We start from the raw sequence: 15799 nt of genomic DNA on the forward strand, positions 1-15799 counted from the left end.
AGTCAGATAATGGATCAGGATGTGGTAATGAAGAAAATTAAAGAGCACGAAGGTCTTTCGCGTCGTGGTGCATTGAAAATGATGGCATTGTCACCGATTGCCGCATCGGTGCTTGCCGGTTCTGCAGCTCCTGCAACTCTTCAGGCCTCATCTTCCGATGCCGTAGGGAAAATCGTTATAGTCGGAGGGGGAGCGGGTGCCCTTATGGTTCTTGCCCGTCTCCGCCGCGCTTTAAGCAACCCGGATATTACGATTATCGCTCCCAATGACAAGCACGTCTATCAGCCGGGACAGATTTTTGTGGCGGCAGGCGAGTATGCTCCTGAAGATATTATTTTCGACAACACCGGCTATATTGGGGAAGATGTAACCTGGATCAAAGACGAAGCGGCAACCTTCGACCCTGATACGAATTCCTTAACGACAAAAGGGGGCAAGAGAGTCGAGTACGATTATCTCATTGTCGCGACGGGGATCCAGTACCATTATGAGCAGATAGCAGGATTGAGTGTCGATATGCTCGGGAAACAGGGTATCTCGAGTGTGTATCATAATGATCTTGCCGCCGGAACGGCGGAGGGGGGAGTCATCACCCGTGATTGGTTCAACGCCCTCAAAGAAGCGGCTAAAACCTCCAAACCGCGCGTCATTTGTACCCAGCCCTCTACTCCGCTCAAATGCGGCGGCGCACCGCAGAAAATTCTCTATCTAGCCGATGATTTTCTCAAGCGCGATAAACTAAACGCCGACTTTACCTTTGCCACAGCGGGAGAAAAACTGTTCAGCCTCCCTGAAATCGATGAAGCGTTGAATAAGGTACAAAAAAGTTACGGGAACATCACGAACAAATTCGGACATGAGCTGATTGCCATCGATGCAGAGAAAAAAATCGCTACCTTCTTGCATAAGTATCAAGTACAGGGTGAATACGACAAAGTATACGAAGAGTACGAGATGATCGACAAAGAAGAAGAGGTACAGCTAGAATACGACTTTATCCATATTTCTCCTCCGAGTGCGGCGGTAGATGCGGTTGCCAATTCCCCTCTGGGATGGCAGAAAGGTTCTGCCAAAGGGTGGCTCGAAGTGGATCGTGAGACGCTTCAGCACCGCCGTTATAAAAATGTGTTCGGAATCGGAGATGTATGCGGCATTCCGATCGGAAAAACGGGGGGAAGCGCACGTCACCAAGGGCCGATTGTCGTCGGAAACCTGATATCGGTCATGGAGAAAAAAGAGCCGGTATTGAAATTTGACGGCTACACGGTCTGCCCGCTTAAAACCTCCTACGGTGAGATCATCATGGCCGAATTTAACTATGACGGGCTGGCACCGTCATTTCCTCTCGATCCGGCACAGCCGCGATGGATTTGGTGGATGTTTGATTTGTATATGCTTCAGCCGATGTACCGCTATTTGATGCTGAATGGATTGATGTAAGGAGAGGAAAAGCCTCTCTTAAAAGGAGTAGCCGATCCGTAGGTCTAGTGCATGGTCACTGGCTGAGTCGCTCAAGCCATACGCGTAATTCGCATTTCCAAACCAATGCGCATCAAAGCGGACCATACCGTAGAGAGAAATTTTTTCGATGGGTTCGACATCGCGGTAAATGCTGTCGCTGGTGTGGTAGGTGCTGCCAAGAGAGAGTTTATTGTCAACCAAATAGTTGACTCCGACATAATAGGCTTCGCTGTTTTGATAGGCAAGCGCGCCGGCTACATCGGCATCATTTACAAAAGTGTAGCTGTATCCGCCGATGAGGGCTATTTTCGAATCAGCCAAATAGGTCAGGGAAAGAGACCCTATATAATCGGTCGCTTCGTTGTCATAGCCGGTTTCATAGGTCGGTAACAAGATACCTCCTCCGACTTTCACACTCAGCTGATTATCCAACGGAAATTGATAATACCCGGCAATCACGGTATCGTTCATCCCGTTGTCATTGTTCGATACATAGTGGGATGCAATGATTTGTGCAGAAACGTTTTTCGTATAATAATCTGCTTGGAGCGTGGTCGTAAACGTATCCTCTTTTTGATTGCTTATATAATTCAATTGTGAATAACCGGCACCAACAATAATGTCATAGTGATGTTCGAGAGATTTTATCGTGCACCCCTGCGCATTGACCAATTCATTAAGAAGTGTCTCCGGGCACCGATCCAGCGCATCTTCGACTCCATCCAAATCGCTATCGGTATAGGCCGATAGATTCGTTGACAACGCGAGTATCACGATAAATGAAAATCTCATAATCCACTCCACTTCCCACAAGCTCTGCTTATGTATGATCGATTGTGAACTACAATATTATCGTTTTGAACCTTGCATTGACCCACCGCTATTCATATTCTGTATTTGCATCATATTTTGGTGCTGTATTTGATTCATGTGCTGAACCTGATTCATCTGGTTGGTCCGTTTTTGGGCATTTTGCGCACTTTGTGATGCCATATTTCCGGCTTTGCTGCGGATCTGGAGACGTTCACGCATCTGCGCCATTGCTTTCATCTGGTCTTCTTCATTCATGTTGGCAAGCGTTTGCTTGAATCGGTTCATTAATTGAACCCGCTGTGCGCTCGGTGCTTTTTGAATTTCGGCAATCTGTGAATCAATCGTCTCTTCTGCACTTCCTTGTGTAAACGTTCCCGCTAAAAGCGCTCCTAAAATGACGGATTGTACCTTTTTCATATAGCTCCTTTTTTTTTGATAACCGTAGTGTAACGTGAAAGTGTTAGCGGTCAATTAGTTTACGAAGATTGAGGGTGAAGGTCGATCCCTTCCCCGGTGCACTTTCCAGAGAGATCGGAATCTCCATCGTATCGCATAATTTTTTGACGATATGAAGCCCGATGCCGATCCCCCGATCCTGTTCTTTGTAGAAGCGTTCAAACGCCCGCTTGGGATTGGCAATCCCTTTTCCGGTATCTTCAATCCTCAAGAGAGTATCTGCGGGATCGAGCGAAACGGTTACGGTGCCGTTGGTGTGATTGTATTTGGCGGCATTGCTCAAAAGATTGTCCAGAATACGGATAAAAGCATCTTTATTGGTCCGAAGCATCAACGCTTTTCCCTTAACGCTAAACCTGATATCCGGATAGATTTTTTGCATCAGGGAGAGGCGCTCTTGAATAACGGCGTAGGCGTTGAACGGTTCTTTTTGCAGTTGATGCTCTTCGAGATAACTGCGCAGATTGTCCTGCAAGGCGAGTATGGTTTCAATGCTTTGTTCGATGCGCTGAACTTTTTTCTGTTCGCTCGGAGGGCATTTGAGCATCCGTATATTGAGCCGTAAAGAAGCGAGCGGAGTATTAAAATCGTGCAGAATATCTTTACTGAACTCTTCGGTAAGATGGAGTGCACGTTTGAGAGGATAGAGGGCATACCAAGAAAAAAGGGCGGAGACCGCTCCGATACAGAGCAAAACGATGAGATAATAGCGGATGAGCTCCTCTTGAATCTCCCCTACCATGGTCCGGTAATGTTTTTGAGGAAGGGTCAGTTTCATGGAGTAGTTTTCACTTCCGGGAATCGAGAAAAAAGAGTGCAACCCCGCGTCATCTTGGAACAGCTTGTAAAGATTTTGGGTTTTCAGCGGCACAAAGTCAATGTCAAACTGGGTGCATTTGAGATCGAAACTGCACAATTTCATCTGCGTCAGTACTTTTTCTCCGAGATCATGCTTTTTTTGCCGGTATTCGAAAACGAACAAAAAGGTGTTCAAGAGTCCGAGCGAGAGGAAAAAAAGGAGAAAACTTTTGACAAACGATTCCGTTTCAACACGTTTCAAGACGGTATCCTATCCCCCGCACATTGGTGATCTCCCAATGGGTTGTATTTTTGAGTTTGTTGATGTGGACACGCAATGCGGTATCGCTGGGATGCTCGAGTGCTTCTAGGAGAATCTCTTTATCCAATGTCCGGCCGATATTGGTGATAAATAGGAGCAATAGCGCTTGCTGGACTTCTCCGAGATAGATAAAGGCCCCGTTGTATTTTACCTCTTTGGTGATGGAATCGTAGGTGATCCCCCCGCAGCTAAGAGGGGCTGATTTCTGGGAAAGTTTGGAGCGGACGCGGTAAAGAAGCTCTTCGGGGAAAAACGGTTTTTTCAAATAATCATCCGCTCCCAGGGAAAAGGCTTTGGTGATGCTGGCCAAATCCACCAGAGCGCTGATAAAGATGACCGCCGTTGTGTCTGCAGCATCCCGCAGCCCTTCAAGGAGTTTGAAGCCGTTGATCTGAGGGACATTGATATCGAAGATGTACAAATCATATTTGTGTTCGTAACTCAATTCCGCCGCTTCGTCGCCATCGCGTGCCCAATCCACCTCATAACCGGCATCTTGTAAGAGTTCATGCAGAGTTTCACCCAAAGAGAGATCGTCTTCCATCAGCAATATTCGCATCTTCACCCTTTTCGTCTCTTAATTACACGTATCATCATACCATTTTTTCCAAAGTGATGGTGGCTAAACGAAGGGATGATGCTGCGCAACCGTGAGGGGAGGAATACTACTGTATTATGTTTAATTAAAATAATTTTTGTTACGCAAATACACATTAATGACAATATTAATGATAAATTTATAATTATTTACGTCATTTCAACCTGCAAGCACAATAGTTGCATTACTATAAAAAAATCAAATAATCTTAAAAAGGTGTGGATACATGGGCAGTGAATATGTATTGAGAGATACCGATTTTTTGGTATCACAAACAGATGATAAAGGAAAAATTCTTTTTGCCAATGAAGATTTCTGTAAAGTAGCCGGTTATACCCTCGAAGAGCTGGTCGGACAGCCGCATAGCATTGTTCGCCATCCCGATATGCCCAAAGCGGCGTTCAAAGATCTGTGGGATACCGTCAGAAGCGGTAAGATTTGGACCGGATACGTTAAAAATTCGACCAAAAACGGGGGATATTACTGGGTATATGCAACGGTATATCCGAATATCGGCTGCGATAGCGGAGTGTGCGGATATTTATCATGCCGCCGCAAGCCCTCTTCGGATGAGATCGCCGAAGCGGAACGTCTCTATAAAACCATGCGATAAGGATATCAGGATGAAAAATTCGGTAAAAATAACCATACTCGTCATTTTAGCCCTTGCAGGAACCATCATCGGAGTGATAACGCAAAGCATCGCGGTACTCACAGGGGCGGTCGTGATTATGATGATCGCCTCGATAGGGCTGGTAACCTCTCCCTCTGCGGGAGCGGAGAATCTTCATAAGCAACTGGATGATTTTTTACACCTGATGCAGTTTAAGCGCAACCGCCTAAGTCCGCTGGATGCGAAGCCCGGAAGTATCGAGGATCGCCTCAATGCACTTACCAAATCCCATGAGGAGATGTTGCTCGCGGATACGTTGGTAGCCGGTGAAATGGTACTTTTGGCGGACAAAGTACGGCAGGGGCATTATAAGTGTCGTGTCATCAGCGATACGAAAACGCCGCATGTCCATTTGCTCCGTCAAACGATGAATTCGATGCTGGATGCGACTGAAGTGAATATTGACACGGCGACTCGCGTTCTTGAAGCGTTGAGCGAAGGGAAATTTGACACCCGCGTCGAGGTAAAAGTCGAGGGAAAAATGGCGACAATGTTGGAGAAAATCAACGATTTGGGTCGGGCGCTGCAATCGATGGAACACCAAAATAACGAAGCCAAAGAGATCCTTGATAATAATACCAAGCATCTCAAAGCGACGATAGAAGATCTCCGTTCTACGAAGTTTGTTGAACTCAACGGAATGATTAACTCTACCGTAGAGCGGATTCAAAGCGTCGCCGGAAAAGAGCATGAGCTCTCCGGAAATCTCCAAGCTCTCGTCGGGAATGCCCAAGAGACGAAAGCGATTTTGGTGACGATCGGCGATATTGCCGATCAGACGAACTTATTGGCGCTGAATGCCGCGATCGAAGCGGCCCGGGCAGGTGAACACGGCCGCGGATTTGCCGTTGTCGCCGATGAAGTCCGAAAGCTTGCCGAGCGAACGCAAAAAAGCCTTGCCGAGATTTCTGCCACGATTAATGTCCTGATCCAGGCGATTAACGATAACAGCGAGTCCCTGCACCAGAATATGGATGAGATGATGGATCTGACTCAGTATGTCGGGACCGTAGATAAAAAAATGGATGAACTTCTTTGTGCAATGGATGCTATGAGCTGATCTCTTCGGGGGTGATCCCATACGATTTCAGTAATATTGCCGCGCCGTTCACATCGCCCGTCTCAAGTTTGAGAGACGCGGCATAAATTCTCCCCAGCATCCCGGTATGGGTTATCAGGGCATCTTCGATTTCACGGTTTGGATGAAGGGTAAGAAGGAGACTCTCCATCGGAACGTTCATCAACCCCTCCAGCAATGAGAGCATCGCGATCAAATGGATTTGTTCGATTTGATTTTCGGTAGGGTCCGGGATGATTTTTTCCAATAAGGAGAGCATCCGATTGATTCTGCTTTGGGCAAAAACGGCGTGAGGGTTTTTCTCATCGATTGCTTTGGTCCCTGATTTGGAGTAGATAATGAGCAGCAGCCATTGCATCAGCGCACTTTTCCCAAACCGCTCGACCATCTCCCGTATCGAAAGGGTCCCCTCGATGTGTTCGGGATGGACTGACCGAAGAAATTGTAAAAGCTGGAGCGCAAGAATACTCTGGTATTTAAACGAATCGCATACCTCGTCCATAGGTGCATCATCTTGAAGGAGGGTAAAAAGTTCCATGACGTCCATGTACTGAGGGTCAATCCGCTTTTGGGTTATGATGTGCGCACGGGCAAAATAAAACCCCTGAAAATAGTCAAAACCGAGTTGTTCGTAGGCTTCTGCCATCTCATAAAATTCAACTTTTTGGGCAATGAGTTTCATTTTTCCATAGGGGTTGGGCTGCAGGGAAAATTGTTCGATGTCGGTTTGGGTAACGTCAAATTTAGCAAACTCGATAAAAGGAAAAAGGGGGAGAAAGGAGTCTAAATAGTGAGGGTGAAAGGAGGCGTTATCCAAAGCGAAACGATATCCGAGCGAGTGATAATAACGGATCGCTTCATGGATACGGGAAGTGATTTTCATCGTTTCGGAAAGCTCGAAAATAAATTTTTCTTTGGGAAGGGTACGAAGTATATCGGTCAGCATCAGGGGACCGTCGGTATTGATAAATGCCAGGGACTCTCCAAATGCCGAAGATGAGCCGATATGATTGAGTAAATTGACCAATACCGATGCCGTAGCGTGCCGCGGATCATCGATCACACACTCCCCGTACGTATTACGGTAGAAAAATTCGTATCCGATAATTGTCTCTGCGCGGTTCAGGATGGGTTGACGTGCGAGGTATAGATTATTATTCATCAATAGTGCTTTATATTTTAATGCCTTAAGTGTAGCGTAATTTGAGTATTATTTCAAAAAACTATAAACCGGATATACCCTAATGCAAGAACATAAAACTGTCTATTTTAAAGATTATTCCCCTAGTCCCTACACGGTGACAGAGTGTACGCTTGAATTTATCATTGAAGAGAGTTCGACACGGGTCGAAAACATCATGGAAATTCGGCGGCAAGATCCCAGTGCAAAAGAGCTGAGACTTAATGGCGAGATGCTCGATCTGGAATTGTTGTGGGTTGATGACATCCTCTATTCAGAGGATATGTACGTCAAAGAGGAGGATGCTCTGATTCTTCCCCTTGATTGCGATAAGGCTCGCATTCGTATCATCAACCGCATCTACCCTGACGAAAATACGGCATTAGAGGGGTTATACCGTTCCGGCGGTATCTGGTGTACCCAAAATGAGCCCGAAGGGTTCCGTCGGATCACCTATTTCATCGATCGTCCCGATGTGATGACCCGTTTTACGACGAAGATTATTGCTTCCAAAGAGAAATGCCCCGTGTTGCTCAGTAACGGCAATTTACGCGGGACGGCAACTCTGGAGAACGGCAAGCATCTGGTGCTTTGGGAAGATCCGATCCCCAAACCGTGCTACCTGTTTGCCCTTGTGGCGGGAGATTTGGGAAGCATCACCGATACCTTCACGACGATGAGCGGGAAAAAGATCGATTTGGCGATCTATTGCGACCGAGGGAATGAGGAGAAATGTCACCACGCGATGCGGAGTCTCAAAAAGTCGATGGAGTGGGACGAAGTTACCTATGGGCGTGAGTATGATCTGGAAGTGTATAACATCGTCGCAGTGGACAGTTTTAACATGGGGGCAATGGAGAATAAAGGGCTTAATGTTTTTAACTCCCACTATGTTCTGGCCAATGAAGAGACAGCGACAGACACAGACTTTTTGGGGATTGAGAGCGTTATCGCCCATGAGTATTTTCACAACTGGACGGGGAATCGGATTACCTGCCGCAACTGGTTTGAGTTGACCCTCAAAGAGGGATTGACGGTGTTTAGGGATCAGTGTTTCAGTGCCGATATGAATTCTCCTCTGACGCAGCGTCTGGATGATGTACGTGCACTTCGAGAGCGGCAGTTTGTCGAAGATGCGGGTCCCACCGCCCATCCGATCAAGCCGGACCATTATATGGAGATCAACAACTTCTACACCGCTACCGTCTATGAAAAGGGTGCGGAAGTGATTCGGATGATGCACACGGTACTGGGAACGGAGCGGTTTCGCCGTGCTATGGATCTTTATTTCGATACGTTTGATGGAGATGCGGTAGGGACGGAGGAATTTTTATGGGCGATGCAGAGTGAGAGCCCTATCGATTTGACCCAGTTTAAACGGTGGTATTCACAAGAGCGTACTCCGACGTTAAATATTTCCAGCGAATATTCTCAGGATTCCTCAGAGCTGGTACTGCGAATCGTTCAAAAGATTCCGAAAAATACCAAAAATCAAGAACAACTCCCTTATGCATTGCCTCTGAGCATCGCCCTTTTATCCGAAAGTGGAGAGGAGTTTGATCTGATAACCTCCGATTGTATCCTCCTGCACAAGAATATTCTGTGGCTAACGGATGAGGTCACCGAAGTGAGATTCAGTGCGATCTCCTCAGAACCTAAACTCTCATTGAACCGTCATTTCAGCGCTCCGGTGATTATCGAGTGTGATGAAACCGATTATCCCTTTTTAATGGCACATGATCGGGATGGATTTGTACGCTATGAAGCGGCCAACCGTTTCGGTATCGAAACCCTAGAATCGATGATGGCGGGTGCTGCGGCAAATGAACGTTATATCGAGAGTTACGGAGCTTTGTTGCGTGATAGTACCATGGATCCGATGTTCAAATCGCTAGTGTTAGAACTCCCGAGCATCACGACCATGATGCAGCGTCAAGAGACGATTGATGTGGTCGCCATACTCACTGCTCAGGAGGAGCTAAAACGGGTATTGGCAAAGCGTTATTTCAGTGAACTCCAAGAGAGCATTCGTGTATTGTACACCCCAACAAACACCGATATTGACGGTCTCAGCATCGGCAAGCGTGCTCTGAAAAATCGATTTCTGGGGATTTTGATGAGTTTGGGGGATGAGTCGATTTCTCAGATGTGCCAAGAACATTACTATGAGTCACGTTCGATGAGTGAGCGTTTAGCGGCGTTGGATTTACTAGAGAACTACGCCCCTGAATTAGCACACGCACCGTTGGCGGATTTTTACCATCGCTATAATGACCAAACGCTGGTGATGAATAAATACTTTACCGTCCGCGCATCCTCCCGCCGTGAGGGGACACTCGAGAGAGTCATCGCACTCCAAGAAGATCCTGCGTATGATGTCAAAGTACCAAATTTAGTACGCTCTTTGATCGGATCCTTTGCCCGCAATCCGGTCGCTTTTTATGAAAGAAGCGGCGATGGTTTTAAATTTGTCGCGGATAAAGTGATCGAGATCGACGCGCTTAATCCGCAGATTGCTTCAGGGCTTGCGGGGGCGTTTAAAAATTATTCGCGTTTGAATAACGATCAAAAGGTAAAAATGAGAGGGGAACTTGAGAGGATCAAAAATCATCCTGAGTGCTCCAACAATGTCTATGAAATCGTCACTAAGATAGTGGGCGACTAAAAAAGGGGAGCGTCGTATGTTCTACTGTTAGATTATCGATTTATGAATATCTGCTTGCAAGCTTTTTTCACGCTATCTACGCTAGAATAAAACGTATCCGATAAAAAAGCAGGTATTTTGCCCCATGAAACGATTAATCACCTATACTATTCTCCTCTTCGGCATCGCCCTTAGCATTGCCGCTTTTTGGTATGTATCGGAAAATGTAAAAGAAAAAGAGCAGCTCCGTTTCGAAGCCATTACCAAACAAGCGACAACACTCGTAAAAGTGAGGATGGATGCGTATCGTGAGACCCTTTATGCGGGAGTGGGGCTTTACGCCTCTTCCGACAGCGTAGAGCGTCATGAGTGGCATGATTTTGTCAAGGCACTCAAAATCGACGAAAACTTTCCCGGTATACAGGGGCTGGGATTCAGCGAAGTCGTCCGTCCGGAGGAAAAAGAGAAGCATACGGCAAGGATGAGGGGGGAAGGATTTGCTGATTATGCCATAAGACCCGGAGGGAAACGGGAGCTCTACACCTCTATTATTTACCTTGAGCCGTTCGACGAGCGAAACCGCCGGGCCTTCGGTTTCGATATGTTCTCCGAGCAGGTGCGCAGAGAAGCGATGATCAAGGCGGCATCCTCGGGTCAAGCGGCGGCGAGCGGTAAAGTGCGGCTGCTGCAGGAAAATACCGTCGATGAACAAGCGGGCTTTTTGATGTACCTGCCGGTCTATCATATTGGTATGCCGTTAAAGAACACAGAACAGAGAATAGCGGCGCTAAAAGGGTTCGTGTACGCTCCGTTTCGGGTAAACGATCTGATGCAGGAAGTGTTGGGTAATCGATACAAAGATGTAGCGCTGGAGATATACGACGGCGAGAAGAGGGAGAAGCGCAATCTTCTTTTTGGCAACCCGTCGCAAGTCCTTGACGCCGATCCGCTTTTTGTTGAAACGCGGCTCAATATTGACGGAAGGGTCTGGACCCTCTATTTTAGACCGCTCCAGGGATTTGTGGACGAAGGGAGAAGCCATGAGGCATGGTTTGTTTTACTGTTCGGAATTCTCCTTTCTTTTACTGTTTTCGGAGTGATGCTCTCAATTATCCAAACCAAAGAGAGGGTGCAAAGGCTCGCCGAGGAGATGACTAAAAAACTCTCTCATCAAAAACAGCTATTGGACAACATCTTTGAAAACAATGCGGCAGGAATTTTTGTCGTAGATCAAAAACGAAACATCATTACCTCGAATCAACGATTCTGTGACATTTTAGGCTATACCAAAACGGAGCTTATCGGTCAAAATGCCTCTTTGCTCCATATGAGTGATGAGAGCTATGTTTCGTTTGCCCCTAATTTTTTAAAAGCCAAAAACGGGGAGAGGGTCAAAATCGAGTACCTCTTTAAACACAAAAACGGCAATGAGGTATTTTGTGAATTTTTAGGGACGAAAATTGAGATTGAAAAGGATAACGCAGGCGTTATCTGGAGTGTTTTGGATATTACCGATCGTAAAAAGGCAGAAAAAGAGCTGCGGCACAGTGAGGAAAAATTCCGCAGCATGTTTACAAAGCAAGATGCTCCGATGCTCCTGATCGATCCAGAAAAGGGGGTTATATTGGATAGTAACCTCGCGGCTGAAAAGTTTTACGGCTATTCGGCAGACGAGATGGAAAAGATGACGATTGATGAGATTAACACCCTCAGCAAAGAAGAGTTAAAGAGGGAAATGGAATCGGCTTTAGCGGAGGAGAGAAACTTTTTTGTATTTAAACATAAACTGAAAAGTGGAGAGATTAAAAGTGTCGAGGTGCACGCTTCTCCGTTTATGCTCGGAAACAAGGTTGTCTTATTTTCGATCATTTTTGATATTACGACACGAGAAAGGGCAGAGAAGGAGTTACTGGCCGCCTCAAGTCTCAATAAAGCGTTGCTGGACAACAGTGCGGTCGGAATCTTCCTCGCTTCCCCTGAGCGCATTATTTTGGAAACCAGTAAAAGAGCGTGTGCGATGTTCGGCTATGAACGCGATGAGATGGTACAGAGCAGTTTCAGGCTGATACACATCTCCGATGAGAAGTTTAACAATTTCGCTGCGCAGTATCAACAATTACGTGAACATGGTATAACCAACGTAGAATATCCGTTTGTCAAAAAAGACGGAACACACCTGTGGTGCATGATTTCGGGGACACCGCTCGATGAAACGGATTTGTCGAAGGGGATTATATGGACGCTTCAGGACATTACCGAACGAAAAATAGCCGAAGAAGCGCTCAAAGCCGAGCGTGATCTTTTTTCAGAAGGTCCTGTCATTATGATCGAATGGGAACACTCCGAACATTGGCCTATCCGCTATGTATCTGAAAACGTTCAAGCAATACTGGGCTACACTCCCGAGGAGATGGCCTCAGAGACGTTTAGGTTCACCGATCTCATTCATTCCGAAGATAACGACCGTATCTTTGAGGAAGTGGAGCACAATACGGCCCAATGGATCGATACGTATGAACAATCGTACCGTATCCGATTAAAAAATGGCGAGTACCGGTGGTTTTATGATTTTACCCAGCTGATTCGTAATGAGCAGGGGGAACCTGTTTCGATTCACGGCTATATGTTTGATCAAACGCAGCTCAAACAGGCACAGCAGGAGATGGTCTTTGCTAAAGAACAGGCCGAAAAAGCAAATATTGCCAAAAGCCGATTCTTAGCGAACATGAGCCATGAGATACGGACCCCGATGAATGCTATTTTAGGGCTCAGTCAGTTAATGCTCGATGGCGATTTACATCCGAAAGAGCAAGATTATCTCCATAAAATCCATGCCTCCTCTAAAATGCTTTTGGGGATCATCAACGATATTCTCGATTATTCTAAGATTGAAGCGAATAAGCTCGAACTTGAACAAAAAAGTTTCGATTTAGAAAATGTATTGGCCCAGCTGAGGGTTCTTTTTACCCAAAGTGCGGTAAAACAAGGGCTTGAGCTCTATTTTTATATGAAAAATGATGTCCCGGGGATAATTGTCGGGGATGAACTGCGGCTCGACCAGGTACTCACCAATCTCCTCAGCAATGCGCTGAAATTTACCCATCAAGGGGTGATTACCCTTACGATAGCTTTAAAGGAGAGACGAGGAAATCATGCCCTCATCGGATTTAGTCTCAGCGATACGGGAATCGGAATAAGCGAGGGAGAGATCACCAAACTCTTTCAGCCTTTCACCCAAGCCGATAGTTCAATGACACGCAAATACGGCGGGACGGGGCTAGGTCTGGCGATATCGCAAAAACTGGTCAATGCGATGGGGGGTGAACTCACCGTCGAAAGTGTTAAGAACGAGGGATCGACCTTTAGTTTTGACATCGATGTCGAAGTGGTATCGTGGACGCAGAATCCTCCGGTTCTGGAAGGGCAGGCGTATAAAATTCTGATTGTCGATGACCAGGAGATTTCACGCATTATTATCAAAAATATTGTCGAGGGGTTCGGATGTGTAGCAGAGGAAGCGTTCGGCGGGGATGAAGCACTCCGGATGATCCTTGCGGCAGATGCGGCGCAGAGCGGTTATGACGTTGTCATTATGGATTGGAATATGCCGGGGATGGATGGAAAAGAGGCGATTCGACAGATCAACCAAATGGAACGGGAAGGTATCCTCAAAACAAAAGTTCCTTCCATCTTGATGGTGAGCGCCCATTCCAAAGAGGAGATCCATCCCGAGGATATCGAGATAGAAGCCTATTTGGCAAAGCCGGTGACGAGTTCAACGCTGTTTGATGCCCTCGCGACCGCCAAAAACGGTATCCATCAAGTCATGAGTATAAAAGAACCTCAGAGCCTTCCCGATTTGAGCAGCCTGAACGTTTTACTGGTGGAAGATAATGAACTGAATCAGGAAGTGGCGACCATGATGCTCCGGAAAGTGGGGATTGAGGTGAAAACAGCACAAAACGGTAAAGAAGCGGTTGGACTTTTTTTGGCGAATCCCGATGCCTTTAATCTGATTTTGATGGATTTGCAAATGCCGATTATGAGCGGATACGAGGCAACGGCGATTATTCGTGAACACGATCCGCAAATACCGATTATCGCATTGACGGCCGCCGCGATGGTCGAAGACAAGGCAAAAGCACTCGAAGCCGGGATGAACGACCATCTGAGTAAACCGATTGATATGGAAGAGCTCTACAAAACGATTGCCAAATGGTGTCATCTCTCCACACCTGAATCGGGCGAAATACCGCATTCGCAGCGCACTCATGAAGATGTTGATCTGGATGTGGAATATGCTTTGAACATTGTCAGCGGAAAAAAGGAATTGCTCGATCAACTCCTCTCCAAACTCCTCTCTCAGCTCGAGGGGGAGTTTGCCGATGTGGCGGCTCGTGTATCGGAGAACGACCCTTCCGCCGCTTCGTTGATCCACGCCCTTAAAGGGGTGAGTGGAAATCTGGGGGCAAAAGTTCTATCGGCGCAATGCAGCCGAATTGATACGCTCCTGAAAGCCGGTGAGGCAATTGCTGCAGAAGAGACCCGACGACTGGAAGCGGCGATAGCCGCATTGAAACACCGGATCAAAGTGGTGTTACAAAATGAAGAGATTCCTATCAACCTGGCCCCGGCACTCAGTACGGAAGAGCTCAAATCTCTCTTTGTAGACGTTCAAAACGATCTTCAAGAGGGGAACATGGTACAATTAAAAGATCAGCAACGTCTTACCGAAGGGCTCCGCGAATCACTCAATCCGAAAGAGCTGATGATGTGGAGAGAGGCGATGGAAGAGTTTGACTATGACAAAGCCCTGGAGGTAATGAACACATGGAAACTATGAGAGAGGTTGAATCGAAACCCACCATTTTGATCGTTGACGATATGGCGACCAACATCGCGATCCTTTCCGATCTGCTTCAGGATGATTACAAAATAAAAGTGGCGAAAAGCGGTCAAAAAGCGTTAGAGATTGCGAAAGGGAAAGAGAAACCCGATCTGATTCTCCTCGATATCGAGATGCCCGAAATGAACGGATATGAGGTTTGCAAAGAGTTAAAAAACAACGCGTTAACCAATAATATACCGGTGATCTTTGTGACGGCACGAACGGATGTCAAAGACGAAGAGTACGGGTTGAATCTGGGGGCGGTTGATTACATCTCCAAACCGTTTCATCCCACCATCGTCAAAATCAGGGTCAAGAACCATATTGCTCTCAAACTCAAAAGCGATTGGCTTGAAGAACTTTCGATGTACGACGGACTGACCCATATCCCCAATCGGCGCTATTTCGACGAGATGTATGAGAAAAAATACAAAGAAACGATGCGGGATAAAAAAACGCTTGCGGTATTGATGCTCGACGTCGATTATTTCAAACTCTATAATGATCACTACGGACACGGAAAAGGGGATCAGTGCCTGATTAAAATTGCCGGAGCGCTTAGAAGCACCCTTAAGCGGCCCTCTGATATGGTTGCCCGCTACGGCGGAGAGGAGTTTGTCCTGTTACTTCAAGATATTGATATCGAGGGGGCGACGAAGGTAGCGGAAAGCTTGGTCCAAGCGGTTGGCGCACTGGGGATTGTACATGAATATTCAACCGTTTCCGATCATGTGACGGTCAGTGTCGGATTGGCATTCAAAGAAAAAGAGAGCAACGTCTCCCAAGAGAAACTTATCAAATGTGCCGATGATGCGCTCTACCTCGCAAAAGAGAGGGGCAGAAACAAGATTGCCATTTTATGAGCCGGTAAAGCAATCTGTTTTAAAA

At 46.6% G+C, this 15799-nt stretch carries 11 protein-coding genes; 6 read left to right on the plus strand and 5 right to left on the minus strand.

Features of this window, described 5'->3' with window-relative positions; translation table 11 throughout:
• Positions 1–27: 27 nt before the first annotated feature.
• Positions 28–1440 (plus strand): NAD(P)/FAD-dependent oxidoreductase, encoded by a 1413-nt coding sequence (locus WB308_RS06995; protein WP_424190333.1) that lies wholly within the window; start codon positions 28–30, stop codon positions 1438–1440.
• A gap of 18 nt (positions 1441–1458) precedes the next feature.
• On the opposite strand, the gene WB308_RS07000 is transcribed toward WB308_RS06995, so the two are convergent.
• From WB308_RS07000 to WB308_RS07015, 4 genes are read right to left on the minus strand one after another with little or no spacing between them, the layout of a single operon-like run.
• Positions 1459–2253, minus strand: coding sequence for a DUF3187 domain-containing protein (locus WB308_RS07000; RefSeq protein WP_424190335.1), 795 nt, complete (start codon positions 2251–2253; stop codon positions 1459–1461).
• Between the two features lie 57 nt (positions 2254–2310).
• Positions 2311–2691: a hypothetical protein gene (locus WB308_RS07005; RefSeq protein WP_424190337.1), complete on the minus strand. Its 381-nt coding sequence runs from the start codon at positions 2689–2691 to the stop codon at positions 2311–2313.
• Positions 2692–2734: 43 nt separating this feature from the next.
• A complete protein-coding gene (locus WB308_RS07010) occupies positions 2735–3790 on the minus strand; it encodes a sensor histidine kinase (protein WP_424190339.1) in 1056 nt (351 codons plus the stop codon).
• Positions 3777–4409, minus strand: a complete 633-nt coding sequence (locus WB308_RS07015) for a response regulator transcription factor (RefSeq protein WP_424190341.1) — start codon at positions 4407–4409, stop codon at positions 3777–3779. Before WB308_RS07015 ends, WB308_RS07010 begins: the two co-directional genes overlap by 14 nt.
• 265 nt (positions 4410–4674) lie before the next feature.
• Between WB308_RS07015 and WB308_RS07020 the strand changes: the two genes are divergently transcribed.
• Complete coding sequence (locus tag WB308_RS07020) at positions 4675–5061, plus strand: PAS domain-containing protein (RefSeq protein ID WP_424190343.1); 387 nt, start codon at positions 4675–4677, stop codon at positions 5059–5061.
• A gap of 700 nt (positions 5062–5761) precedes the next feature.
• Positions 5762–6181 (plus strand): methyl-accepting chemotaxis protein, encoded by a 420-nt coding sequence (locus WB308_RS07025; RefSeq protein ID WP_424190412.1) that lies wholly within the window; start codon positions 5762–5764, stop codon positions 6179–6181.
• Here the strand turns inward: WB308_RS07025 and WB308_RS07030 are convergent.
• Complete coding sequence (locus WB308_RS07030; RefSeq protein WP_424190345.1) at positions 6171–7361, minus strand: EAL and HDOD domain-containing protein; 1191 nt, start codon at positions 7359–7361, stop codon at positions 6171–6173. The genes WB308_RS07025 and WB308_RS07030 overlap by 11 nt on opposite strands.
• 82 nt (positions 7362–7443) lie before the next feature.
• Between WB308_RS07030 and pepN the strand changes: the two genes are divergently transcribed.
• From pepN to WB308_RS07045, 3 genes are all read left to right on the plus strand, one after another.
• The gene (gene pepN / locus WB308_RS07035; RefSeq protein WP_424190347.1) at positions 7444–10044 is read left to right on the plus strand and encodes an aminopeptidase N; all 2601 of its coding nucleotides are present in this window, start codon (positions 7444–7446) and stop codon (positions 10042–10044) included.
• Positions 10045–10168: 124 nt separating this feature from the next.
• Positions 10169–14866: a PAS domain S-box protein gene (locus tag WB308_RS07040; RefSeq protein ID WP_424190349.1), complete on the plus strand. Its 4698-nt coding sequence runs from the start codon at positions 10169–10171 to the stop codon at positions 14864–14866.
• Complete coding sequence (locus WB308_RS07045; protein WP_424190351.1) at positions 14854–15774, plus strand: GGDEF domain-containing response regulator; 921 nt, start codon at positions 14854–14856, stop codon at positions 15772–15774. The genes WB308_RS07040 and WB308_RS07045 overlap by 13 nt, the downstream gene beginning before the upstream one ends.
• The last annotated feature ends 25 nt before the right edge of the window (positions 15775–15799 follow it).

It is taken from the genome of Sulfuricurvum sp., assembly GCF_049587615.1.
GTDB lineage: Bacteria > Campylobacterota > Campylobacteria > Campylobacterales > Sulfurimonadaceae > Sulfuricurvum.

Bases quoted from the DNA above. Each gene is read 5' to 3' on its own strand.
- WB308_RS06995 (WP_424190333.1), top strand. From the start codon at position 28: ATGAAGAAAATTAAAGAGCACGAAGGTCTTTCGCGTCGTGGTGCATTG.
- WB308_RS07000 (WP_424190335.1), bottom strand. From the start codon at position 2,253: ATGAGATTTTCATTTATCGTGATACTCGCGTTGTCAACGAATCTATCG.
- WB308_RS07005 (WP_424190337.1), bottom strand. From the start codon at position 2,691: ATGAAAAAGGTACAATCCGTCATTTTAGGAGCGCTTTTAGCGGGAACG.
- WB308_RS07015 (WP_424190341.1), bottom strand. From the start codon at position 4,409: ATGCGAATATTGCTGATGGAAGACGATCTCTCTTTGGGTGAAACTCTG.
- WB308_RS07020 (WP_424190343.1), top strand. From the start codon at position 4,675: ATGGGCAGTGAATATGTATTGAGAGATACCGATTTTTTGGTATCACAA.
- WB308_RS07025 (WP_424190412.1), top strand. From the start codon at position 5,762: ATGATTAACTCTACCGTAGAGCGGATTCAAAGCGTCGCCGGAAAAGAG.
- WB308_RS07030 (WP_424190345.1), bottom strand. From the start codon at position 7,361: ATGAATAATAATCTATACCTCGCACGTCAACCCATCCTGAACCGCGCA.
- pepN (WP_424190347.1), top strand. From the start codon at position 7,444: ATGCAAGAACATAAAACTGTCTATTTTAAAGATTATTCCCCTAGTCCC.
- WB308_RS07040 (WP_424190349.1), top strand. From the start codon at position 10,169: ATGAAACGATTAATCACCTATACTATTCTCCTCTTCGGCATCGCCCTT.
- WB308_RS07045 (WP_424190351.1), top strand. From the start codon at position 14,854: ATGGAAACTATGAGAGAGGTTGAATCGAAACCCACCATTTTGATCGTT.